Source organism: Halomonas cupida, from assembly GCF_900142755.1.
GTDB classification, from domain to species: Bacteria; Pseudomonadota; Gammaproteobacteria; order Pseudomonadales; family Halomonadaceae; genus Halomonas; species Halomonas cupida.
Genome location: NZ_FRCA01000008.1, coordinates 89,933 through 114,972 on the forward strand (window position 1 = coordinate 89,933; position 25,040 = coordinate 114,972).

At 58.9% G+C, this 25,040-nt stretch carries 20 protein-coding genes; 16 read left to right on the plus strand and 4 right to left on the minus strand.

Translation table 11 applies throughout. The features are described 5' to 3' along the window. Window positions 1-61 precede the first annotated feature (61 nt). Complete coding sequence (gene pdxR, locus BUE38_RS14710) at window positions 62-1,558, plus strand: MocR-like pyridoxine biosynthesis transcription factor PdxR (RefSeq protein ID WP_159438893.1); 1,497 nt, start codon at window positions 62-64, stop codon at window positions 1,556-1,558. A 19-nt stretch (window positions 1,559-1,577) separates the two neighbouring features. Here pdxR and BUE38_RS14715 read toward each other — a convergent pair whose 3' ends face one another. The 4 genes from BUE38_RS14715 to BUE38_RS22985 form a co-directional block, all read right to left on the minus strand. Further along, window positions 1,578-2,048, minus strand: a complete 471-nt coding sequence (locus BUE38_RS14715) for an RDD family protein (RefSeq protein ID WP_073435998.1) — start codon at window positions 2,046-2,048, stop codon at window positions 1,578-1,580. A 180-nt stretch (window positions 2,049-2,228) separates the two neighbouring features. After that, window positions 2,229-3,293, minus strand: coding sequence for an LPS export ABC transporter permease LptG (lptG, locus tag BUE38_RS14720; RefSeq protein ID WP_073435999.1), 1,065 nt, complete (start codon window positions 3,291-3,293; stop codon window positions 2,229-2,231). Continuing rightward, complete coding sequence (gene lptF, locus BUE38_RS14725; RefSeq protein ID WP_073436000.1) at window positions 3,290-4,372, minus strand: LPS export ABC transporter permease LptF; 1,083 nt, start codon at window positions 4,370-4,372, stop codon at window positions 3,290-3,292. The genes lptG and lptF overlap by 4 nt, the downstream gene beginning before the upstream one ends. Window positions 4,373-4,611: 239 nt before the next feature. Further along, entirely contained in the window at window positions 4,612-4,782 is a 171-nt protein-coding gene (locus BUE38_RS22985) for a hypothetical protein (protein ID WP_159438894.1), read from the minus strand. Between the two features lie 175 nt (window positions 4,783-4,957). Here BUE38_RS22985 and BUE38_RS14730 point away from each other — a divergent pair, with 175 nt between their 5' ends. The 15 genes from BUE38_RS14730 to rfbC all read left to right on the plus strand — a co-directional run bounded on the left by BUE38_RS14730 (window position 4,958) and on the right by rfbC (window position 25,030). After that, the gene (locus tag BUE38_RS14730) at window positions 4,958-6,484 is read left to right on the plus strand and encodes a leucyl aminopeptidase (RefSeq protein ID WP_073436001.1); all 1,527 of its coding nucleotides are present in this window, start codon (window positions 4,958-4,960) and stop codon (window positions 6,482-6,484) included. 283 nt (window positions 6,485-6,767) lie between these two features. Then, window positions 6,768-7,862, plus strand: a complete 1,095-nt coding sequence (locus BUE38_RS14735; RefSeq protein WP_073436002.1) for a branched-chain amino acid aminotransferase — start codon at window positions 6,768-6,770, stop codon at window positions 7,860-7,862. 151 nt (window positions 7,863-8,013) lie between these two features. After that, window positions 8,014-8,463 (plus strand): DNA polymerase III subunit chi, encoded by a 450-nt coding sequence (locus BUE38_RS14740; RefSeq protein ID WP_073436003.1) that lies wholly within the window; start codon window positions 8,014-8,016, stop codon window positions 8,461-8,463. 346 nt (window positions 8,464-8,809) lie between these two features. After that, window positions 8,810-11,671: a valine--tRNA ligase gene (locus tag BUE38_RS14745; protein ID WP_073436004.1), complete on the plus strand. Its 2,862-nt coding sequence runs from the start codon at window positions 8,810-8,812 to the stop codon at window positions 11,669-11,671. Between the two features lie 1,148 nt (window positions 11,672-12,819). Further along, window positions 12,820-13,167 (plus strand): DVU3141 family protein, encoded by a 348-nt coding sequence (locus BUE38_RS22990; protein ID WP_234987040.1) that lies wholly within the window; start codon window positions 12,820-12,822, stop codon window positions 13,165-13,167. Then, a complete protein-coding gene (locus tag BUE38_RS14755; RefSeq protein ID WP_073436006.1) occupies window positions 13,164-14,882 on the plus strand; it encodes a polysaccharide biosynthesis/export family protein in 1,719 nt (572 codons plus the stop codon). Before BUE38_RS22990 ends, BUE38_RS14755 begins: the two co-directional genes overlap by 4 nt. Further along, window positions 14,882-15,691 (plus strand): ABC transporter permease, encoded by an 810-nt coding sequence (locus BUE38_RS14760; RefSeq protein WP_073436007.1) that lies wholly within the window; start codon window positions 14,882-14,884, stop codon window positions 15,689-15,691. Before BUE38_RS14755 ends, BUE38_RS14760 begins: the two co-directional genes overlap by 1 nt. Continuing rightward, window positions 15,688-16,599 carry an ABC transporter ATP-binding protein gene (locus tag BUE38_RS14765; RefSeq protein WP_084541968.1) on the plus strand — a complete coding sequence of 304 codons (912 nt, stop codon included), beginning with the start codon at window positions 15,688-15,690 and terminating at the stop codon, window positions 16,597-16,599. The genes BUE38_RS14760 and BUE38_RS14765 overlap by 4 nt, the downstream gene beginning before the upstream one ends. Then, window positions 16,599-17,717 carry a KpsE/RkpR family capsule polysaccharide export protein gene (locus BUE38_RS14770; protein WP_073436008.1) on the plus strand — a complete coding sequence of 373 codons (1,119 nt, stop codon included), beginning with the start codon at window positions 16,599-16,601 and terminating at the stop codon, window positions 17,715-17,717. Before BUE38_RS14765 ends, BUE38_RS14770 begins: the two co-directional genes overlap by 1 nt. A gap of 97 nt (window positions 17,718-17,814) precedes the next feature. Next, window positions 17,815-18,906 (plus strand): dTDP-glucose 4,6-dehydratase, encoded by a 1,092-nt coding sequence (gene rfbB, locus BUE38_RS14775; protein WP_073436009.1) that lies wholly within the window; start codon window positions 17,815-17,817, stop codon window positions 18,904-18,906. Window positions 18,907-19,066: 160 nt separating this feature from the next. Continuing rightward, on the plus strand, window positions 19,067-19,948 hold the full coding sequence (gene rfbD, locus BUE38_RS14780; RefSeq protein WP_073436010.1) for a dTDP-4-dehydrorhamnose reductase: 882 nt from the start codon (window positions 19,067-19,069) through the stop codon (window positions 19,946-19,948). A 183-nt stretch (window positions 19,949-20,131) separates the two neighbouring features. Then, window positions 20,132-21,010 (plus strand): glucose-1-phosphate thymidylyltransferase RfbA, encoded by an 879-nt coding sequence (gene rfbA / locus BUE38_RS14785; RefSeq protein WP_073436011.1) that lies wholly within the window; start codon window positions 20,132-20,134, stop codon window positions 21,008-21,010. A 69-nt stretch (window positions 21,011-21,079) separates the two neighbouring features. Beyond that, window positions 21,080-22,738 carry a glucose-6-phosphate isomerase gene (gene pgi / locus BUE38_RS14790; protein WP_073436012.1) on the plus strand — a complete coding sequence of 553 codons (1,659 nt, stop codon included), beginning with the start codon at window positions 21,080-21,082 and terminating at the stop codon, window positions 22,736-22,738. A 12-nt stretch (window positions 22,739-22,750) separates the two neighbouring features. Beyond that, on the plus strand, window positions 22,751-24,424 hold the full coding sequence (locus tag BUE38_RS14795; protein WP_234987018.1) for a phosphoglucomutase: 1,674 nt from the start codon (window positions 22,751-22,753) through the stop codon (window positions 24,422-24,424). A gap of 54 nt (window positions 24,425-24,478) precedes the next feature. Then, window positions 24,479-25,030 (plus strand): dTDP-4-dehydrorhamnose 3,5-epimerase, encoded by a 552-nt coding sequence (rfbC, locus tag BUE38_RS14800; RefSeq protein WP_073436013.1) that lies wholly within the window; start codon window positions 24,479-24,481, stop codon window positions 25,028-25,030. Window positions 25,031-25,040: the final 10 nt, after the last annotated feature.

Below are 25,040 nucleotides of genomic sequence, written 5' to 3' on the forward strand. Positions count from 1 at the left end.
CTCCGGTCATGTCCTCGGCGTTATACTGGTAGGCTCTGGCATTCAACAGGAGAGCCAGTTGGTGAAAAAATCAAAAGGCCAGATGCAATGGGGAGCGGCGGGCATACGTCTGGGCTGGCGCCCTGATGGCGGGCCCATCTATCGCCAACTGATCGAGCAGGTCATCGCGTCCATTGCCACCGGCAAGCTGATGCCGGGGCAACGGCTGCCCTCTTCCCGCGAACTGGCCACAACTCTGGGTCTATCGCGCACCACCACGGCTCGCGCACTGGATCAGTTGATCGCGGAAGGCTACCTGACCAGTGAACCGCGCCGGGGCCTGTTCGTGGCCAGCGATCTTCCACCGATGTCGCGGGGCCCGGCACAGCGATCATCTGCTGCTCGACCACGATACGAACAGGAAAAGACAGCGCCAGCAGAGATCATCGGCTTTTCATCGTTGCCGGATTATCGCCAGTTCCCCGCTCGCGCCTGGGCTGCCAGTCTCAGGCGCAGCTGGCTCCGCCCCTCGCCCAGCCTCTTGAATGGCGATGCCAGCAGCGGCTTCTGGTCGCTGAAGACGGCGATAGTCGACTACCTGCATCAGGTCAGGAGTGTTGACTGCGGTGCCAGCAACATCATCATTACCGGCGGTAACCGTGATGCACTCGGCCTGATCACCCATACCCTGAAGCAACAGCAGCCAGAAGCGCACTGGTGGGTGGAGTCACCGGGCTACCCTCCTGTCCGCGAAGCCCTTCAGCACAATGTCGAGCATTGCCACTGGCTGGAGCTGGATGACCAGGGACTGATACTACCGCCGAGTAATGACACCGCAATCGTTGTGGCCACGACCTGCCAGCATTTTCCGCTTGGCCAGCCCATGAGCCGAGCAAGGCGGCAGGCCTGGCAGAAGCGCTTGAATGCAGGCAATACCTGGCTGATTGAAGATGACTACGACAACGAGTTCCGCTATGAAGGCTCCCCCAGCGTTCCACTCTTTCAGGCCGACCACTCCGGGCATACCCTGTTGATCGGAAGCTTCTCCAAGGTCATGTTCAAGGGACTGAGGCTGGGTTTTATCGTCGCCCCAGCGTCCCTGCGCGCCAGATTGCAGGCTTCACAGAATGCGCTGGGCAATGGTGCATCCGCCGCTATGCAACCAGCGCTGGCGGATTTCATGCGTCAGGGTCACTTCAGCCGCCATCTCAACCGCATGCGCCGGCATCAGCGTCAGCAACGAGACCGTATGTGCGAGCTGCTGAAGGAATATCTGCAGGAATGGTGCGAGTGGCGCCCACCGTCGGGAGGCATGCATGTGGTGGTCTACCTGCGGCCCGCCCTGGCCACACAACAGCAGAGTGGCAAGCCACTCGATCAATGGCTGACCGACCAGCTGCGCAAGCAGGCTATCAAGCTCGACCCGCTATCGCGTTACTATCCACTCGTACAGCCATCCACACAAACCATCCTTCAGGGCTTTGTGGTGGGGTTTACCGGAGGGGAAGAAAGCGAGTCAAGGCGCACTCTCACGGCCCTGCGTCACCAGTTGATCGCCTGGCAACAGAGCTCTCGCTGATCAGCCTCGGCGAGTGGCTTCAGAGCCTGGGCAGAACCACCACCTGGGTTCCGGAGGCAATATCACTCCAGCTGCGCCGCTGGCCATCGAACAGCACCCACCAATGCCCCAACCCCAGCGGAACAAGGGATAGGGCTCCCACGACGAAGCGGATCAGCGACTGACGCAGGCTGATCGGCGCACCGTCATGGGTCTGTACCCTCAGCCGCCACGCCTGCATCCCAAGCGTCATCCCGCCTCGGCGCCAGAAGAAAGCTACAAAACCGAAAGCCGCCATCACCAGCAGCAGGCGCAAGGAAAGCACCTGCCAGACACCGTCCCCCACCTCCTCCGGCGGCAACCCGATCACCTGGCGCACCACCAGCACATGCAGGGCGGTGATGGCGATCCAGATCGCCAACAGCAGAAAGCTGTCGTAGACCATCGCGCCCAGACGCCGACCGAAGCCAGCAGGCCAGACATCATCGAGTTGGGTAAAGCGTCGCGGCATGGGAAAGGTCTCGGAAAGCAGAATAAAACGTAAGCCGTAAGCCGTAAGCCGTAAGCCGTAAGCCACGAGTCTCGAGTCTCGAGCTCCGAGCCACCCAAAGCAAGACGGATAGTACACTGGCCACAACCCGTCAGAGCTACTTACAGCTTATAACTTACAGCTTGAGCCGCTGAGCGGCTCTTAACCCGTCCTGCGCAGGAAATACAACCCCACGGCCCCGCATACCAGAGTCGGAACCAGTACCGCCCAGGCGGGGGAAAAGCCGAATACGATCGACGCCGGGGCCAGTAGATCCTGAACGTACTTGAAGATCAAACCGGTGATCACGCCATAGAACACTCGGGTTCCCGCGGCTACGGTGCGCAGTGGGCCGAACACGAAGGACGCGGCAATCAGCACCAGCGAGGCCATGGTCAATGGCAGCAGCATCTTCTGCCAGAAGTACAACAGTGGCTGGGAGGCCTCCAGCCCCTGAGACTTGAGGAAGCTGGCGTAGGCCCAGAGCTCGGAAGGCGACTGAGTCTCGACGTCGCGCAATAGTCGCGTGAGCTGCTGCGGAGTAAGACTGGTCTCCCACTGCTGCACTGCCAGGCGCTCGACCTCAGTACTCTCGTCAAGCACGCGGGTGATTGCGACATCCTCGAGCTGCCAGTGGTCGCCCATCCAGCGCGCCAGACGGGCGCTGGTCACAGATTCGAGGTCGTGATTGTCGAAGTGATAACGGGTCAGGTCGAGCACAGTATTGTCGGAACGAATGGCGCCAAAGCGATAGAAATCGCCATCCTCACGCTGCCAGCCACCCCGCTCGGTGACCATGGCCCCTTCGCCCTGCATCTGCTGGACACGCCAGGCATCGGCATACTGCTCGGTGGCCGGGCTGACGAACTGGGCAATCGACAACACAATGACAACCACCAGAATGATCGGCTTCATCACTCCCCAGAGGATACGGTTCAACGACCGCCCTGCTGCGCGCATGATGGTCAGTTCGTTGGCCGATGCCATACTGCCCAGGCCGATCAGAGCTCCGATCAGCACGCCCACCGGAGCATACTGATAGAAGCGCCAGGGCAGACGCATACATAGATAGAGGAAGACATCGAAGGCCCCATAGCCACCCTCGATATCATTGAGATCATCGATATAGGTGATGATCAGATCGAGTCCCAGCAGCACCACCTGCACCACCAGGATGGCAGCCAGAACGGTACGCGCGATGTAGCCATCGAGGCGATCCAGAATCATCCGCTCATTCCCTTGCGTTGGGAGTGGTAGGCCAGCAGCAGGCCCAGCAACAGAAAGACACCATGAATCGGCCACATGCCGACCGCTGCGGGTAGGCTACCGCTGCCGATGGCATCCATGGCCGCCAGCAACAGGCTGAGATAGGCGACATACAGGAAGATTGCCGGCAGCAGTTTGGCAAAACGTCCCTGGCGGGGGTTGACCTTTGACAGCGGCATGGCCAACAGTGTCAACACGAACACCATCAACGGAGCCCCCAGACGCCACTGCAGTTGGGCGCGCGCTTCGTTGTCCTCGCTATTGAACAACTCTCCGGTATTCAGGAATTCAGCGGCATCCATCTCCACCGTTTCCGATGCCCGAGCCAGACGTACGGCATAGGTGCCGAACTCAAGCCTCTCGGCCTCGGCAGTACCGGCCTCGACGCTGTAACGCTCGCCATTCTCGAGTACCAGATAGCGACTTCCGGTCTCGCCATCCGTCACCTGGTAACCCAGTTCCGCACGAGTGACCGCACTCTCTGGCGTCCCATCGCTGCGCTTCTGGCGCTCGCTGATGAAGACCTCACTGAGACGCCGGCCGTCTTCCGCCACCTCAGTGGCATAGGCGATACGCCCACTGCCGAATTCCTGAAAACGCCCGGGGGCCAGAGAAGAGAAATCGATCTTGCTGCGCTGTTCCTCAAGCATCAGCTCGTTGTGCAGAGCGCTGGCTGGCGTCAGCCACAGACTACAGACGCCAACCAACACCGCCACCAGTGCGGCAGGCACCAGGCTGACGGTCAACAACCGATTGGGGCTGGTACCGCAAGCTACCAACACCGTGATTTCACTGTTCAGGTACAGCTGCCCATAGGCCAGCATGATGCCGAGGAAAAAGGACAACGGCAGAATCAGTTCCAGAAACCCCGGCAGGTGATACATCATCAACGAGCCGAGGATACTGGCCGGAATATCGCCTTCGGCTGCGTTGGAAAAATAGCGAATGAAACGACTGCCCATGATCACCAGCAGCAGTACCCCTGCCACTGCCGACATGGTGAGCAGAATCTCACGCGCCAGATAACGAAAAATGATCAATGCCTACTCCTTGCCCAGGCGACAACCTCTATCTATACCATGATCCCTGTATGCCCATCGCTGCGCCAGTGGCGCCTGAGCCCATCCGCGCGTCCGGTTACACTCTCATGAGCTCTCCATCGAGCCTGGGCCACAGCAAACGATCCAGCCAGTGCAGTCCTGAACAGTTTCGATGATCCTTCTTGCCGACACCATCCCTCGGGGTGGGTTCCGGGGCCATCAGCATCAACCAATCGATATCAACCAACCGGTATCATCCAATCGGTATCACTAACATGGCAATCAAATAGCTCATCCTGATCGATGTGATTGTCGTCCGCACCACACTGGCGCAGATGCGAGGATCTGTTGGTGTGGTGCGGTCTCGCGTCGGCCTGATGGCCGACGGCGGCACGTCCCTGTGCCGCCATCAACCCAACATGAAAGCATGCCGGGTTAATAACCAGAAGTATCAACTACGCGGGCCCCACCGCCGGTTGCAGGAAGTCATGCATTGGCGTCTGCCGCGCGTTACACTGGGGCAGACTCGGCATCGTGCCGGCATTATCCAGAATCCCTTTCTGCTTGTCTTGCTTTGGAGTCAGCATGGAATTTCCTGTACAGACCGCCAACCCGGTCAAGGTCGAAACGGCCTGCCTGGTAATCCCGGTATTCAAGGACGGCGAACTGCTGCCCGCTGCTGCGCGAATCGACGATGCCAGCGAGCGTTTGATTCACCAGCTCATCGAGCGTGGTGACTTCAACGCCAGACTGGGCAATGTGCAACTGGTTCCCTACGCGCCGGGCCTCGCCGCGGATCGGCTGCTGCTGGTAGGGCTCGGCGAGCGTGAAAAGTGCCAGGAAGCGGCCTTCTGCAAGGCGCTCGACGCAGCCTTCGCCAGCCTCGGACAGCGTACCGTCGAGGAAGTTGCCATCACCTTCACCGATATTCCGCTGGACGACCGCGATGCCGGCTGGAAGGCCCATCGTATCGCTGAAAGCGCCCTGCGCGCCCGCTATCGTTTCACCGATTTCAAGAGTGACCCTGGTCCGGACCCAACCCTCGAGCGAGTCAGCATCCTGCTGTCTGATGGTGCTGAAGTGGATGCCGCCACTGAAGGTGCTCGTATCGGTGAGGCCGTGGGCAACGGCATCAACCTGACCCGCCAGTTGGGCAACCTGCCCGGCAATGTCTGCACACCGCGATACCTGGCCAGTGAAGCCGAACGTCTGGCGGCAGAGTCCAATGGCCTGATGGAAGCCGAGATCCTTGACGAGGAAGCGTTGGAAGCCCTCGGAGCCCATTCACTGCTGTCGGTTGGCCACGGCAGTGAGGAGCCCTCGCGACTGATCGTGATGCACTATCGCGGTGCCGAGGATGCCGACGAGCCGCCCCATGTACTGGTCGGCAAGGGCATCACCTTCGATACCGGCGGTATCTCGATCAAGCCAGGCGCCGGCATGGATGAGATGAAGTTCGACATGTGTGGTGCAGCCAGCGTGTTCGGCACCATGGCGGCCATTCAGGTGATCAAGCCAAAGATCAATGTGATCGGTATTGTCGCCGCGGCCGAGAACATGCCGGACGGACGCGCCACCAAGCCGGGGGACATCATCAAGACCCTCAAGGGGCTGTCGGTGGAAGTGCTCAATACCGATGCCGAAGGCCGCCTGGTACTGTGCGATGCCCTGACCTACGCCGAGCGTTTCCAGCCAGCCAGTGTCGTCGACATTGCCACCCTGACCGGCGCAGCCATCATCGCGCTTGGCCACCATGCCACAGGCCTGATGGCCAACGATGATGACCTGGCACTGGATCTCCTCGATGCCGGTGAAGATGCCTGGGATCGCGCCTGGCACCTGCCGCTGTGGGATGAGTATCAGGAACAGCTCGACTCCAACTTCGCCGACCTGGCAAATATCGGTGGCCGCCCAGCGGGAACCATCACCGCCGGCTGCTTCCTGTCCCGTTTCACTGGCGAGTACCCCTGGGCGCATCTCGATATCGCCGGTACCGCGTGGAACAGTGGCAAGAACAAGGGAGCCACCGGTCGCCCTGTGGGCCTGCTGACTCGCTACCTGCTGGATCGCGAGGCCGAGCTCAAGGACACGGTCATCGAGAACGAGTCTTGATCTGAGCCACGCCTGGATCTCCGATCCATTTGTGGTCGACGCGGGCCGAAAGCGACTATCGGTCTGGCTGCCGCAGGATGCCTCGGCACCTGCGGCAGTGTCGTTAGTTCGGACTTCCCCGCGCAGGCCCGCTATGTCATTCTGATTCTGACCATCTACACCTGAACACTGTCGACTATATTCGAACACCATCGTCCTATATTCGAACACTATCGACAAAACCTGCTTCCGACAGCGCGGCTTGAAGATGCCGCACCGAGATCTGATTTCTGGAGAACGTCCCGTGTCCACCCAAGGCTTCCCGCTTGAGCCCAACGCCACCCCCAAGTCCGAGAGCATTCGTGCCACCATCCTCGAGAATCCGGGATTCGGTCGCTACTTCAGCGATCACATGGCACATGTCCGCTGGACCAGCGACGCCGGCTGGCATGGCCACCGGGTCTGCCCTTATGGCCCTCTGACACTGGACCCGGCAGCATCGGTACTGCACTACGCCCAGGAAATCTTCGAAGGTATCAAGGCATACCGCCACGCCGATGGCAGCGTCTGGACCTTCCGTCCGGAAAAGAACGCCGCGCGTTTCCGCGCTTCCGCCGAGCGCCTGGCGCTACCGCAGCTGTCCGACGAGGACTTCATCGGTGCCATCAAAGCGCTGGTAGCCCAGGACGTCGACTGGGTGCCGACGCCGGCCAGTGAGGTCGAGGAATCCAGCCTCTATCTGCGTCCGTTCATGATCGCTTCCGAGGCCTTTCTCGGCGTGCGCCCGTCCAATGAGGTCGACTTCTATGTCATCGCCTCACCGGTAGCGGCCTACTTCAAGGGCGGCGTCAAGCCGGTCTCGATCTGGCTGTCCTCCAACTACAAGCGCGCATCGAAGGGCGGCACCGGCTTCGCCAAGTGTGGTGGCAACTACGCCGCGTCACTGCTGGCTCAGCGTGAAGCTGCCGACCACGGTTGTGACCAGGTCGCCTTCCTTGATGCCACCGAGAACACCTGGATCGAGGAACTGGGCGGCATGAACCTGTTCTTCGTCACCCGGGACGGACGCCTGGTGACTCCGCGCCTGACCGGGACCATCCTCGATGGTGTAACCCGCGACTCGCTGCTACAGCTGGCCAGGGACGAGGGGCTGACCCCGGAAGAACGTCCGATCAGCATCGATGAGTGGCGTGATGGTGTGGCATCCGGCGAGATCACCGAAGTCTTTGCCTGCGGTACCGCCGCCGTCATTACCCCGATCGGCAAATTGGTCAGCGAAGACGCTACCCTCGAACACCCGCAGGGCGGCGATGTTGCTGCACGCCTACGCAAGCGCCTGCTGGATATCCAGTATGGTCGCGCCGAGGACACCCACGGCTGGCTGACAAGGCTGGCGTAAGCCACTTCAGCACCGAGTGACGAGCTGCGAGTCGCGAGCAGTACAGTACCGATTCGTAGCTCGCGACCCACATGGATGTGGGAAGTGCGTTTGTTCGTCCGGAACGACCATAGCTAGCTCGTAGCTCGTAGCCCATCATCAGGCCCTGGCCATGACCAAAGTCGATTTCTATATCCTCCCCGACACGACGCTCGAGGCACGGCTGGCTTTCGCCTGCCGGCTGACTGAGACCATCGCTCGCAAGGGCTATCGGCTCTACCTGCACGCCGAGGATGAGCAGATGGCACGGGAGCTGGACGAGCGGCTATGGGATTTTCGTCCCGACGCCTACGTACCTCACGCTCTGGAAGGCAGCGACGAAGCCAGTCGCGTGCCTGTCACCATCGGCTGGCAGGAAGCACCGGCCAGCATCGACCCGCCTCCCCAGGCCATGCTCAACCTTTCACCCGATATTCCAGAGTGGTTCTCGCGCTTCGAGCGTGTCGCCGAGATCATCAACCAGCACCAGGATGTACTGACCGCCAAACGCGAATGCTGGAAGATATACAAGCAGCGCGGCTACCCGGTGACACCGCACCAGCTCAAGGGGCAGGGAGCGTAACCGCCAGCTTCGAGCAACGAGTGGCGAGCTGCGAGCTGTCCTGGCCCCAGCGTCGAGAAACGAGTTGCGCGCGACGAGCAGTTCATTGCCAAACCGGCAATTCAGTGGATTTCCCCGGGAGGGGGGGCAAGCTCGAGCGAAGCGTACTCGAGGCTCGTCACTCGTGACTGGGGCTACCTGCTCGAGCGTAGCGTACTCGTGGCCCGCAGCTCGTAGCTCGGCTCTCCCCTCGCTCCAGATGGTCGCTTCAGGGTATAATCGCTGCCATTTTTCGCCGTCCCGCATCCCCGGCTACCCTCAGGCATGCGAGCTACAGCGACGACATTCCGGTTAATGCGAGCACTCCATGGACAAGACCTACCAACCCGAGCAGATTGAATCCCGCTGGTATCAGCGTTGGGAACAGGACCAGCGTTTCGTGCCGTCCGGTCAGGGCGAGCCGTACGCGATCATGATTCCACCGCCCAATGTCACCGGCAGTCTGCACATGGGGCACGCCTTCCAGGACACCATCATGGATACCCTGACCCGCTGGCGGCGGATGCAGGGACGCAACACCCTGTGGCAGGTCGGTACCGACCACGCGGGGATTGCCACCCAGATGCTGGTCGAGCGCAAGGTCGCTGCGGAGGAAGGCAAGACTCGCCATGACCTGGGCCGCGATGCTTTTATCGACAAGGTCTGGGAGTGGAAGCACGAGTCCGGAGATCACATCACTCGTCAGTTACGCCGTATGGGCGCCAGTGTCGACTGGAGCCGCGAGCGTTTCACCATGGACGACGGCTTCTACAAGGCCGTGCAGGAAGTCTTCGTACGCCTTCACGATGAAGGCCTGATCTATCGCGGCAAACGCCTGGTCAACTGGGACCCGACGCTGAACACCGCGATCAGCGACCTTGAGGTCGAGAATCGCGACCAGCAGGGTCAGTTCTGGCACTTCCGCTACCCGCTCGCCGACGGCATCAAGACCGATGCCGGCCTCGACTACCTGGTGGTGGCCACCACTCGCCCGGAGACCCTGCTCGGCGACAGCGCCGTGGCCGTCAACCCGGAAGATGAGCGCTATGCCTCGCTGGTCGGCAAGTTTGTCGAACTGCCACTGGTTGGCCGCCGCATCCCCATCGTAGCCGATGAACACGCCGACATGGAAAAGGGCTCCGGCTGCGTCAAGATCACCCCGGCCCACGACTTCAATGACTATGAGGTCGGCAAGCGTGCGGGTCTGCCGCTGATCAACGTATTCTCGCGCACCGCCCATATTCTTGAAGCCGCCGAGGCCTTCGATCTTCAGGGCCGTCCGCTGCCTGAGGTCGATACCAGCCTTCCCACCGCCTACGCCGGCCTGGATCGCTTCACAGCACGCAAGGCGGTGGTGGCCGATATGGAAGCCGCCGGCCTGCTGGAAAAGACCGAGTCGGTCAACAACACCCTGCCCTACGGCGACCGCTCTGGTGATGTCATCGAGCCGCTGCTCACCGATCAATGGTTCGTTGCCGTGGAAACGCTGGCCAAACCAGCCATCGAAGCCGTAGAGAACGGCGATATCCAGTTCGTGCCGAAGAACTACGAGAACATGTACTTCTCCTGGATGCGCGACCTCCAGGACTGGTGTATCTCTCGCCAGCTGTGGTGGGGCCACCGCATCCCGGCCTGGTACGATGCCGAAGGCAACGTCTATGTCGCTCGCACCGAAGCCGAAGCACGCGAGAAGTACAGCCTCGCCGCCGACCTGGCGCTGACTCAGGACGAGGATGTGCTGGATACCTGGTTCAGTTCCGGCCTGTGGACCTTTGGCACCCTCGGCTGGCCCGAGCAGACGCCGGAATTGGAGACCTTCCACCCCTCCAGCGTGCTGGTCACCGGCTTCGATATCATCTTCTTCTGGGTCGCGCGAATGATCATGCTGACCCTCAAGTTCACCGGGCAGGTGCCATTCAAGCAGGTCTATGTACACGGCCTGGTGCGTGATGGTCAGGGCCAGAAGATGTCCAAGTCCAAGGGCAACGTGCTCGACCCCATCGACCTGATCGATGGCATCGAACTGGATACGCTGGTCGAGAAGCGCACCGGCAACATGATGCAGCCGCAGAAGGCCAGGGCGATCGAGAAGGCCACACGCAGCGAATTCCCCGAAGGTATCGAGGCCCACGGCACCGATGCCCTGCGCTACACCTTCCTGTCTCAGGCAACCACCGGCCGCGACATCAAGTTCGATATGGGCCGCCTGGATGGCTACCGCAACTTCTGTAACAAGCTGTGGAATGCCTCACGCTATGTGCTGATGAATGCGGAAGGCGAGGATTGCGGTGCCAGCGGCAACGGTATTGATAATGGCCAGGTCGAACTGTCACTGGCAGACCGCTGGATCGTCTCCCGCCTGCAGCAGACCGAAACACTGGTCACGAAGGCAATGGAAGAATTCCGCTTCGACCACGCCTCTCAGGCGCTCTATGACTTTGTCTGGAACGAGTACTGTGACTGGTATCTGGAGCTGTCCAAGCCAGTACTGTGGGACGAGAGTGCCAGCGCCGAGGCCAAGCGCGGCACCCGCCGCACTCTGGTCCGCGTGCTCGAGACCATCCTGCGTATGGCACATCCGATGATGCCCTACATCAGTGAAGAGATCTGGCAGCGCGTTGCACCACTGGCCGGCACCTTCTCCGGTGAAGGTGATTCAATCATGGTCCAGGCCTGGCCAGTGGCGGACGACAGCAGAATCGACCAGAGCGCCATCCGCGATATCGAGTGGCTCAAGGGCGTGATCATCGGTGTGCGCAACATCCGCGCCGAAATGAACATCGCTCCCGGCAAGCCGCTGGACGTCATGCTGACCAAGGGCGTAGACGGTGACCGTCAGCGTCTCGAGGATAACCGCCTGTTCCTGGCCAAGTTGGCCAAGCTGGCGTCGATCAACTGGCTCGATAACCCTGCCGAAGCTCCTCTGTGCGCCACTCAGTTGGTCGGTGACATGGAAGTGCTGGTGCCTATGGCTGATCTGATCGACAAGGATGCCGAGCTGGCTCGTCTGGGCAAGGAAATCGACAAGCAGGACAAGCTGATCGGCGGCATCGAGAAGAAACTCTCCAACGAGAGCTTTGTTGCCAAGGCTCCCGAAGCCGTAGTCGAGAAGGAGCGCGGCAAGCTGGCCGAGTTCCGGGCCGCGCGCCAACTGCTGGTCGAACAACGCGACAAGATCTCCGCGCTGTAGACATCAGCAGGCGACTGGCCTCCTTCAACTGCCCCGCTCGGCCCAGAGCGGGGCAGTTTCACTACCGCTCTTCCATTACCCTCTTTCGCTCCCACGGCTGCTGCGACTGTCCCTGCATCGTCAACCTCCCGAGGCCCTGATCAAGGCCCAGGCAAGAGTGCTTTGCACCAATATGGCAAGAGCAGTCTTTCCAGGCTGGAGCAGCCTCCTTATTCCTGTGACATGCACATTGCACTATTCCCGCCGCCTCACCGGGTTCCTGCCACTGGCCAGGCAACATAGCCCCCTCTCGTACAACCGGAAGTCGATATCATGAAATTTCTGGTGCACCCCGAACTCATCAGCCAGGAAGACCATCAACTCTGAAAAATCAAGCGACCTAAAAGAGTGCATAAGGTAAGACTCAGAAGCCTCTCGCAAACAGTAACGCACCATAACGAATACGGCTTATTTCATAAACAATGAGTCACAAGAAGTGTATTTCCACCAATATCCCAACCGCCACTCAAGCCCTCACGACTAGATGTTTGCAATATGGCATCAAGTATAATTAATATGTAAAAAACAGTTACAAACAAGAATCAAAATTCTCTCCCCGACTCGTAGACACTGAAGAGGTCGCCGATAAACACATGAATTTGCAAGAAAAAACAGAACAACACTTTATCTTGACACTACCAGCCATATGTCCATGGCTCTGCATTTCATCAGAAATCAGCCTCCTTTCCGTAACGCACAAGTCATAATCCCATGATCAAAAAACAAGGCGTCTCCTATAGGAAACACTTCGTCCGATGTCGCATATTTGCAACATCGAATATTCCTTTGGTTACATTAAATATCTAGAAACTGTAATTTCATGCAAATAAGATCCACTCTCGCAATCGGTGAATATGATCGGAAATCACAATACGAAATCGCCATGCATGAAGCGTGGTTTGGGAAAGGGAATTTTCCGGACACAATCCCCGGGCGGTAGCGTGCCTGAAATACACATCGCCGCCTCCCCCTCTCCCGCCGCCTGCTCATGCCAGTCCCATTGGCGCTATCTTCGATTGGCCCATCGCCAACCGGCTTCTTCAGGTACCTACATGCCAAATAACGTGTCTTATCGGATGGGCCGGTTCGCATGGACCGGCGCGCTCTTGATGCTGCTCGCGGGTTGTGCCTTTCCTGGTCCTCAGTCCGGGGGCTCCGGCTCCGTGATCCTGGGTGATCAACAGGGTCGACCTCTGGATGAAACACTCAGCGGCTTTCTTTCCGGATCCTCGGCTCACGAAATACTCAACCTTTCCTCCAGCCCGTGGGGGGCCAATGTCGAGCTCCAGGCCGAGCCTTCCTACCGTGCAGCCAGTGGCCGCACCTGCCGTCACCTCAGCGCCCTGAGCCTCAATACGGGGAAGCAGCAAGCGCTGGTGGCCTGTGAGACGCCAACCGGGTGGGTCTCTCGCCGTCGCGTCACGGCCCTGCTGAACGGAACGGAGAACGCACGATGAGCAGTATTCGCGGCCTTCACCGCCTATCACAACTGGCAGCCTTCTGCGCCTGTGTCACAGTGGCCACCACGGCAACAGCCCAGAGCATTACCCAGCCAGACGAAATTCTTCCCGAAGCCGAGCAGGCCCAGTCCACAAGCCAGTCGGTGGATAGCTCACCGCGTGCCGATTGGTCCAGTGACAATTATGGCCCTGATCCACAAACCGCAGCGCCCCGGGCAGATGTCGATAGTCTGCCGCCATTTGGTTCCAACCTGTTCGAGGGCGGCTTCCGCGGCAATATGGCGGACGGCCTGAACAGTACCTACAAGATCAAGCCCGGCGATCAAGTTACCGTGCAGCTCTGGGGAGCAGTGGAACTTGATCGCGTCATGCCGGTAGACGCCCAGGGCAATATTTTCATCCCCTCGATTGGTCCACTTCAGGTGCAAGGGGTGACGCACGGCGAGCTGGACGCCCGGGTTCGAGAGGCGATCCATAGCGTCTATCCCGAGAATGTCGAGGTCTACACCAACCTTCAGGGCGTACAGCCGGTAGGCGTGTTCGTGACCGGCTATGTCGAAAGCCCTGGAAGGTACTCGGGAACCCCCTCCGACTCGGTACTGTACTTTCTCGACCAGGCCGGCGGCATCGACAACGATCTCGGTAGCTATCGCAATATCCGAGTGATGCGCAATGGCAGCACCGTCACCAGCGTCGACCTCTACGATTTTCTGCTTACGGGTCAGCTTTCGAATTACCAGTTCCGTGATGGCGACACCATTGTGGTCGAGGAACGTGGCCCCGCCATTGCTGTAACAGGCGACGTGGCCAGAGAGTATCGCTACGAGTTGCTTGGCTCCCACCTGTCAGGCGCAGAAATTACCGAACTGGCACGCCTGGACAGTGGTGTGTCCCATGTATTGCTGCGCGGCAACCGCGCCTCGGGCCCGCTCGCGACCTATGTGCCCCTGAGTGAGTTCAGCTCCACGAATGTACAGAGTGGTGATGAAGTACTGTTCAGCTCCGACCAGCGAGCGGAAAGCATCGTCGTCACTCTGGAAGGCAGCTACTTCGGCCCCGCACGCTACGCGCTGCCCCGCGATGCTCGTCTTGGCGAGTTCCTCGACGCTATCTCCGTTCCCGGAGACATGACCGCCGTAGAGAGTGTCTCGATCAAACGTGAGAGTGTCGCCGCACAGCAGGAGCAAGCGCTGCAGGACAGCCTGCGCCGACTGGAAACCACCTATCTGAGCGCATCCTCTCAGACCGACGAGGAAGCCGAAATTCGAGTCCGCGAAGCAGAGTTGATCCAGAAATTCGTCGACCGCGCTCGCAACCTCGAACCCAGCGGACGCCTGGTGGTCGCCCACCAGGATGGCATCAGTGACATTCGCCTGCAGGACGGCGATGTGGTCACGATTCCCGAGATCACCGACTCGATTCTGGTCAGCGGCGAAGTGGTCGTGCCCCAGGCAACGGTGTACCGCGATGGCATGAGTGTCAGCGACTACATCGAGAATGCCGGCGGCCTGACCCAGCGTGGCGATGACGACCACATTCTGGTGATGCGCCAGAACGGCGCTGTCCGAAACGCCGATGACATCACCCTGCGGCCTGGCGACGAGATCCTGGTGATGCCGGAAGTGCCGACCAAGAATATCCAATTGGCCACCAGCATTTCCCAGATCCTCTATCAGATTGCCGTGGCCACCAAGGTAGCCCTGGATCTCTGATGGCTGAGCAGCAACTCAACTCAGGTGGAGCACGCTCCGCCTGGGCGGTCACCTTCAGCGTCTGGTACGCCATGTTCATGCGTGAAGCCATTTCACGCACCATGGCGGACCGTATGGGATGGTTCTGGATGATCGCCGAACCTGTCGCCTTCACCTCTGTCATGATTGGGATCCGCAGTTTCATCAGGGGGGACCGCATGATCGTCGGCGCCGACTTCATTCCGTGGATGATCGTCGGCTTGATGGGCTTCTTCCTGATCAGGGAGGGCATGATGCGGGGACTAGGTGCCATTACTGCCAACCAGGCGCTGTTTGCCTATCGCCAGGTCCAGCCCATCGACCCGGTACTGGTGCGCAACTTTCTCGAAGGTATGCTGCGCACTTTCGTCTTTATGCTGTTTATCGTCGGCGCCCAGATGCTCGACATGGAGCTTTTTCCCGATGACGCCTTACAGGCCATGGCCGGATGGCTATCGCTCTGGGCGTTGGGGCTCGGCCTTGGCCTGATCGTCTCGGTACTGGGCACGCTGGTGGCCGAAGTTTCGATCGTGGTGCGTATGATCAACATGCCTCTGCTGATCCTTTCCGGCGTCATCTTCCCCCTGAATCACTTACCGCACTGGGCGCTTGAGTATCTGATGCTCAATCCTATAGTCCATGGTCTGGAATCACTGCGTCACGCTTTCTTCGATGGCTACCACGTGGTGCATGGCACCAGCATGACCTACTTCTGGATGTGGGCACTGTCCACCATTGCGCTGGGTTTGATCCTGCATCTTCGCTTTCGCGACAAGTTGAAAGCCAAATGATCGAGATTCGCCACCTGTTCAAGCGTTACCACAATCATCAGGATAGCGACTGGGTGCTCAAGGACATCAACCTGATGATTCCGGAAGGTATCAGTGTTGGCCTCCTTGGCCGCAACGGCGCAGGCAAGTCCACCCTGTTACGCCTGATTGCTGGAATGGATACCCCCGAACGCGGTGAAATCATTCGCTACGCACGAGTGTCCTGGCCGATCGGTTTGAGTGGCGGTTTTCAGAACTCAATGACAGGCCGTCAGAATGTCAAATTCGTCGCCCGAGTACACGGCGCGGGGCTGGATGTTCAACGAATTATCGATGACGTCGAAGCTTTCGCCGAAATCGGCTCTGCCTTCGACGACCCCATCAGAACCTATTCCTCCGGGATGCGCGCACGCCTCAACTTCGGGCTGTCACTAGCCTTTGACTTCGATGTCTATCTGTCAGACGAAGCGACTGCTGTCGGCGACCGCGCCTTCAGGGCCAAGGCTACCAAGGCGTTCAAGGACAAGATCGGCGAAGCCTGCCTGATCATGGTGTCCCATAGCGAAGGTATCCTGCGCGACCTTTGCCAGTCGGGCATCTACCTAAAGGATGGCCAGGCCCTGTGGTACGACGATATCGACGACGCCATCAAGGCCTATCACGCGGATACCGACTCCTCCCATGATAACCAGCCCGAGGCGTTCGAAGACCTGGCATCCCTCAGTCTGCAACAACTCCACACGTTACGCCTGGAGCGAAAACAGGCTTTCGAAAAGGCCAGGCAAGAGATGGAAGCCGCTCAGAAGCCCGATATTCCAACCTCCGAGCGTAAGGCCTATGGCAGTGCCTTCCGAGTAGCTCGGGAACAGTGGCACACCGTCATTATGGCCATCCAGAAGCGACAAGCAGATAAAGAGACCGACACTTGATGCTCACGACACCAGCAAACCCGACTGCCAAGACCGCCATATCATTGGCCAGGCGCCACCCTCATTGGGCACTGGCCGCCATTGCCATTCTGTTGGTGAGTTTCTATTGGTTGGTGTGGGCCGATGACCGTTATGTCTCCCGCGCTACTGTGGTACTCGAGAGCCCGCAGGTTGCCACCCCGGAATTCAGCTTTTCCAGCCTGCTGACGGGCAGCCAACAGGACAGTGATCTACTGCTGTTGCGTGAATACCTGCTCTCGGTCGATATGCTCAAGCAAGTTCAGGAGCAACTGGATTTCCGCAAGCATTACGCCGAGCACGGAGATGTCTTTTCCACGCTGTGGAATGAGGATGCTCCCATCGAGGATCTCCACGACTATTACCTGAAACGCGTGTCAGTGGAGATGGACGAATACTCCGGAGTACTCGATATCGAAGTGCAGGCCTACACCCCGGAATTTGCCAACCAGGTCGCGGAGCTACTGCTCAAGGCCGGCGAGCAGCATATGAATGATATGGGCCAGCGCCTGGCCGCTGAACAGGTTGAATTTCTTGAGGTACAGGTCAATCGCCTGAGCGATGAGCTGGATGCTGCACGTGCCGCCCTGCTCGCTTACCAGAACGAACATGGTCTGGTATCGCCAACCGGAACCGTGGAAAGCCTCAGCCAGGTCGTAGCGACGCTACAAGGCGAACTGGCCACACTACAGGCAAGACGCAGCGCCCTGTCGAGCTACTCCAGTGAGCGCTCCGCGGATGTTGTCAGAATAAACAGTGAAATCAATGCAGTACACGACCAGATCGAGCAGGAAAGAGACCGCCTGGCTCAAGCGGCAGGCAACTCACTAAACCGCACTGCCTCGGAGTACCAGACCCTGGAGCTGAAGGCCAAGTTCGCCCAGGAGATCTACTCCAGTGCGCTGGCCTCTCTGGAAAGTACCCGCATCGAGGCGGCACGCAAGCTCAAGCAGGTCAGTGTTCTGCAGAGCCCGTTGTACCCGGAATACTCCACTAGCCCAAGGCGGCTGTACAACGCCTCGGTATTCGCTATCGTGGCGATCTTTCTTGCCTTTATCGCCAATATGCTGGTGCTGATCGTACGCGACCATCGTGATTGATATAACACGCTCAGGACGACTCCAGAGCAGTTATTCGTTTTCCGTAATCGATTCCCAGCGCTCTAATACATAGACACCTATTTCACAGGGAGTGAGTGTGACTTCTACTGCTGTAACTACTGTTTTTGTGACCGGTGGTGCGGGTTTTATCGGCTCCGCTGTCGTGCGCGAATTGCTTCGCCGGGATAACATCCGCGTCATCAACCTCGACAAGCTGACCTATGCCGGCAATGTCGACTCTCTTCGCGAGGTGGGGGGCAGCCCCCACCACCACTTCGTACAGGCCGACATCACCGACAGCGAGCACCTCAACCAGCTGTTCGAGGAGTTCCAACCGGACATCGTCATGCATCTCGCAGCAGAGAGCCATGTAGACCGCTCCATTGATGGCCCCTCGGAATTCATCCAGACCAATATCATCGGCACCTACCATCTACTGGAAGCCGCACGCAGCTATTGGAACAATCTGAAGCAACAACAACCTGAGCGGAGTTTTCGCTTCCACCATATTTCGACTGACGAGGTCTATGGCGATCTGGAAGGCCCCGAAGACCTGTTTACCGAAACGACCCCCTACGCACCCAGCTCGCCGTATTCCGCCAGCAAGGCAAGCTCGGACCACCTGGTTCGCGCCTGGGGACGTACCTATGGTCTGCCGGTAGTGATCACCAATTGCTCCAACAACTACGGCCCCTACCATTTTCCGGAAAAGCTGATTCCGCTGATGATCCTCAATGCTCTGGCCGGCAAGCCCCTTCCGGTCTATGGCGATGGTAAACAGGTTCGTGACTGGCTGTATGTGGAAGATCATGCCCGGGCACTGATCAAGGTCGCCATGGAAGGGGTCAACGGCGAGACCTACAACATCGGTGGCCACAACGAGAAACAGAATATCGAAGTCGTGCAGACGCTCTGCTCTCTGCTCGAGGAGCTGGCACCAGCCAAGCCCAACGGTATTACCCACTACACCGACTTGATCACCTATGTACAGGATCGTCCCGGCCACGATCTCCGCTATGCGATTGATGCCAGCAAGATCGAGCGTGAGCTGGGCTGGACGCCACAGGAAACCTTCGAGTCAGGGCTGCGCAAGACAGTGCAGTGGTACCTGGAAAATGAGGACTGGTGGCGGCGTGTACAGGACGGTAGCTATCAGGGCGAGCGACTGGGTGCCGCCGAGGTTGTATAAAAACGGGCAGGTCCTCCTTTCGTGCAGCTCGGTACATACCACTGAGTAACATACAACTCGACGTCATGCAGCTCAGTTCCATCCCCCTCCGCTTCAAGCCATCGAACCTTCAACTGCTCTATCTCGAATATCTCAATTTCATACATCAAGGAGAGATGATATGAAGTGGCTCCTACTCGGTGTCAATGGCCAGGTCGGCCATGAACTACAACGCTATATCAGCACCATGGGCGAGTGTCTGGCACCAACTCGTCAGCAACTCGACCTCAGCGACGGCGATGCAGTCACCCAGTACCTGGCGGAACACCGGCCCGCAATGGTCGTCAATGCCGCTGCCTATACCGCCGTCGACAAGGCAGAAGATGAGGTCGACCTGGCGACGGCTCTCAATGCGGACCTTCCCAGACTCCTTGCTAGCTATTGCGCTCAGCACAATGCACTGCTGGTGCATTATTCCAGTGACTATGTCTATCCCGGTAATGGCGATCATGCCTGGCAGGAAGAAGATGTCACTGGCCCACTGTCGGTCTATGGCCAGAGCAAGCTAGCCGGCGATACCGCCATTCAAGGCAGCGGTTGCGATCACTTGATCTTCCGCACCAGTTGGGTCTACAGCGCCCGTGGTCACAACTTCATGAAGACCATGCTGCGCCTTGGGAAAGAGAAACAACAATTAGCCATCGTCGGTGACCAGATCGGAGTTCCGACCCCTGCCAGGCTGATTGCCGAAGTCACTGCTCAGGCCATTCATCGCTACCAGCAGAACCCCGCCATCAAGGGCCTCTACCACCTGGCGCCACGCGGCCAGACCAGTTGGCATGGCTTTGCCTGTGAAATCTTCGACCAGGCCCGGGCCCATGGCCTTGAGCTATCCATCGTTCGTGACCGGGTGAGTGCCATTCCCACCGCAGAGTATCCCACTCCTGCCACCCGTCCATTGAACTCGCGTCTGGATCTTTCCCGACTTGAGCAGACCCTCGACATTCGTTTGCCTGACTGGCGCTCACAGCTGTCTCTGACATTGTCGGAACACCTCGGCTGATCTCCGACCCGGCAATACCAACAGACCTCTCAATAGCTGAGCCACTGCAATAGCTGAGCCACTGGTCGGTTGAGCTATCGGCCTACTGAGTTCTACACCAGCAGTCCTCCTCTACCTTGCTCAGCCACTGCGACTGTTGTGGCCAGTAATCCGGCCTTTCGTCCACCAACCAGAGTTCCCCCCATGAACCGCAAAGGCATCATCCTCGCCGGAGGCTCCGGCACTCGCTTGCACCCCATCACGCGCGGCGTTTCCAAACAGCTATTGCCGGTGTATGACAAGCCGATGATCTACTTCCCGCTGTCCGTTCTCATGCTGGCGGGGATTCGCGATATTCTGATCATTTCCACCCCCGACGACCTTCCCCAGTACAGCAACCTACTGGGCACTGGAGAACAATTCGGTATTCGTCTCCAATATGCCGAGCAGCCCAGCCCGGACGGACTGGCACAGGCCTTCATCATCGGTGAGGAATTCATTGGTGATGATCCGGTTTGCCTGGTCCTGGGCGACAACATCTTCCATGGCCAGCATTTCTCCGAGCAGTTGCGTCGAGCCTCAGAGCAACCACAAGGCGCCAAGGTCTTCGGTTACCTGGTGAAGGATCCTGAACGCTTCGGTGTTGTCGAGTTCAATGAGGAAGGTAAGGCACTTTCCATCGAGGAGAAGCCCGACAAGCCGAAGTCCTCCTATGCCGTAACCGGGCTTTACTTCTATGACAACGACGTGGTGGAGATCGCCAAGTCCGTCAAGCCCTCGGCACGTGGCGAGTTGGAGATAACCTGTGTCAACAACGCCTATCTGGAGCGTGGAGACCTGGAGGTCGAGCGTCTGGGGCGCGGTTTTGCGTGGCTGGACACCGGCACTCACGACAGTCTTCTCGAGGCCTCGCAATATGTACAAACCATCGAACACCGGCAGGGGCTCAAGATCGCCTGTCTCGAGGAAATCGCCTGGTCGCACGGCTGGATCAGCGACGACTTCCTGTTGGAGCAAGCCAATAGCCTGAAGAAGACAGGGTATGGCAAGTACCTGAAACGTCTGCTCAAGCAGAACCGCTGAAACCGGATACCACCTGCATATTGATCACCGGGCCTCGCCATCACCAGCCCCAGGATCAAGGAGGAAGACATGGAGTCGTTGGTAGACGCCGAGAGTGAACTCGCCCAAATACAGCAGCAACTGAAGTCACAGGCCTCTCAACTACAGAAGGTATCCCTGTCGGACCTGCTGACAGGTGACACCGGCGAGCAGCGCCTGAAACAGCTGAGTGCGCGCTTTGCCGGCTGGCACCTTGATCTGTCCAAGCAACGCTGGCAGCCGGAGACACTGAAAGTGCTGGCCGACTGGGCGGATGCCCGTGGACTGGATGAGCATCGTCAAAAGCTGTTCGCCGGCGCTATCGTCAACCCCTCTGAACGACGTCCTGCCTTGCATACCGTTCTGCGCTGGCCACAGGAACAACCCGCTCCTGAAGGCTGCGAGAAAGCCGTGGCCTTCGCCCAACAACAGCGGGGTCGCATGGCATCATTGGTCCAGAAGGTACGCAGTGGTCAATGGCGAGGCCTTCTCGGACAGCCAGTCCGTGATGTCATTCATATCGGTGTAGGTGGCTCCGACCTTGGGCCACGACTGGTCAGCGACGCTCTGCAGGAGACGCATCACCAAGGCGAGGTGGAGGTACACTTCGTCTCCACCATGGATGCGACTCAGCTTGTACCATTGATGCGCAAGCTCGACCCCGCCACAACTCTGGTGGTACTGGCCTCCAAGTCATTCACTACAGCCGATACTCAGTTCAATCTGAATACCGCCTTGACCTGGCTCGCAAGCTCCCTGGATGTGAGCATCCGAGCGGTGTGCGAGCGGCATCTGATCGGCGTTTCCGCACGACCGGAAAAGATGACGGAATTCGGCATTCCTGAAGCTCATCAATTGGTCTTCGCCGAAGGTGTCGGAGGACGCTTTTCTCTGTGGTCACCGATTGGCATCAGTCTGGCGATGCAAATCGGCATGCCGGCCTTCAACGAATTGCTGGCTGGTGCGCACGCGATGGACCGGCACTTTCTCGAAGCGCCCACTACTGAGAACCTGCCTGCACTGCTGGCTCTAGTCGGCGCCTGGAACTGCCAGTGGCTGGGTATCCCCAGCCACGCGGTATTGCCCTACGACGGCCGTCTTGAGTGCCTACCGGATTACCTGCAACAGCTGGAGATGGAGTCCAACGGCAAGAGTGTCGACATCAATGGCCAGGGTGTCGACCACCCCACCTGTCCAATCCTGTGGGGAGATGTCGGCCCCAACGCTCAGCATGCCTTCTATCAGTTGCTGCATCAGGGCTCTCACACTGTCAGCGCCGACTTCATTGCCGTGCGCCGCCGACACCGCCACGCTGCGGAAGGGCTCCAGGAATCGCTGCGGGATCAGCAGCAGTTGACGCTGGCCAACTGCCTGGCCCAGGCACAACTGATGGCCCTGGGCGATGATGCCATTCCACCGTCGCTGAGAGATCACATGGCACGCGGTTACCGGGGCAATCAGCCCAATAGCCTGCTGCTGGTAGATGAGCTGACGCCATGGAGCCTGGGGGCGCTGCTTGCCATGTACGAGCACAAGGTCTTCGTCCATTCTGTCCTGTGGGGGCTCAACCCCTTTGATCAACCAGGCGTGGAGCTGGGCAAGCTACTGGCCCAGGGTATCTACCGAGCCCTGTCCAATGGGCAGACCAACAGCAGTGATCAGGTCAAGGATCCCAGCACCGACGCTATGATTTCACTCGTCACTTCGTGAGGTTCAACAACCATGAGTGATCATTCGATTGCCGCCCTGTTGGCGGCATATCATGACACGGCGCCCGATCCGGACAATCCCGCTCAAGGTGTCCAGTTCGGCACTTCCGGCCACCGCGGCTCTGCGTTGAGCAATACTTTCAACGACCTGCATATCGCCGCCATCAGTCAGGCAATTGCCGATTACCGGCGTCAGGCAGGCATTGACGGCCCACTGTTTCTCGGGCGAGATACCCATGCCCTGTCACGCCCAGCCTGGCATACGGCTCTGCAGGTCCTGCGGGCCAATAATGTTCAAGTCGTCATCGCTACCGGCGATGAGGTTCTTGCCACTCCAGTCATCAGTCACGCGATACTCAGACACAATGCCCCGGGTCGCAACCACAACAGGGAACAGACCCAAGGATTGGCTGACGGCCTGATACTGACGCCGTCCCACAACCCCCCGCAGGACGGCGGAATCAAGTACAACCCTCCCCATGGCGGACCTGCCGAAGGCGATATCACCAACTGGATCGAGCAACGCGCCAACCAGTACATCGCCAACAGCTCTGGCACATACCGGTCTATCACAAATCGGTCCACCACAAACCCGTCCGCCGAAAATCCAGCTGAAGTCATCCAGCGGCTCTCGGATGACGATGCACTCGCTGGCGTGGAGCAGCAGGACCTGATCGGCAACTATGTCGCGGCTCTCGGGAAAGTGGTCGATATGCCCGCAATTCGTGCCAGCGGTCTGCGTCTGGGTGTCGATCCCATGGGCGGAACCGCCCTTCCCATCTGGCGGGCCATCGCCGAGCAGCACGGCATCGACCTGGAAGTGGTCAACCCGAGCATTGATGACAGCTTCAGCTTCATGCCACCGGACCACGACGGCAAGATCCGCATGGACTGCTCCAGCCCGGCAGCCATGGCCAATCTGCTGGCCATCAAGGATCGTTTCGACCTGGCATTCGGTAATGATCCTGATGCTGATCGCCACGGCATTGTCGATGCCGCAGGCCTGATGAACCCCAACCACTATCTGGCAGTGGCTATCGACTACCTGCTGGCCCATCGTCCGCAGTGGTCCGCGGGTCTCAAGATCGGCAAGACGTTGGTGTCCTCATCGATGATCGACCATGTCGTTGCATCTCACCGCAGTGAGCTCTACGAGGTGCCCGTAGGCTTCAAGTGGTTCGTCGATGGACTTCACCAGGGCTGGCTGGCATTCGGTGGCGAAGAGAGCGCCGGCGCCAGTCTGTTGACCCTCGAGGGGCATGCATGGTCCACCGACAAGGACGGTATCGCCTTGTGCCTGCTGGCTGCCGAGATCACTGCAGTAACCGGTGAAACACCCAGCCAGCGATATGCCACCCTGACCAACCTGCATGGCGCCCCAGTATATCGTCGCATCGACAGCCCCTGCAGCGCCGAACAGAAAGCGGCCTTCAAGGCCTTGAACGCTGACCGTATAACCACCGATAGCCTGGCCGGCGATCCCATCGAACGAGTACTGACCGAAGCTCCCGGAAACGGCGCGCCCATTGGCGGTATCAAGGTGACCACCAGCAATGGATGGTTCGCCGCACGCCCCAGCGGTACCGAAGCTCTTTACAAGCTCTATGCCGAAAGCTTCAAAGGTCAGGAGCATCTCGACGAGTTGATCAGCAGCGCTCAGAAACTGCTGGATACAACGCTCGCATAGCTTGATCGCCTCCTGGCCACTTCTCCTATTCCCTTTATCCAATACAGGCAAGTCATGGAATACCAACCTCTCGCCATTCCCGACGTCGTGTTGTTGACTCCCAAGGTCTTTGGTGACGAACGCGGCTTCTTCCTGGAAACCTTCCGCCAAAGCGAGTTTGAGCAGCATTGCGGCAAGTACCAGTTCGTACAGGACAATCACAGCAGGTCTGCTCAAGGCATTCTGCGTGGCCTGCATTATCAGCTGGAGCATCCCCAGGGCAAGCTGGTGCGGGTGACGCGAGGTGAGGTATTCGATGTTGCCGTGGATATGCGCAAACAAAGCCCGACCTTCGGCCAGTGGGTCGGTGCGCTGTTGAATGAAGACAACAAGCAGATGCTGTGGGTCCCGCCCGGCTTCGCTCACGGCTTCTATGTCACCAGTCCGGCAGGAGCCGAGTTCCAGTACAAGTGTACCGACTACTATGCACCCGGCGATGAGTACAGTGTGCGTTGGGATGACCCGAGCCTGGCTATCGAGTGGCCGCTAGTAGAAGGCAAGCCACCGCAAGTTTCTGAAAAAGACGCACAGGGGAACTCACTCGAGAGCTCCTTTAAGTTTGATTGAGGCTACGGGA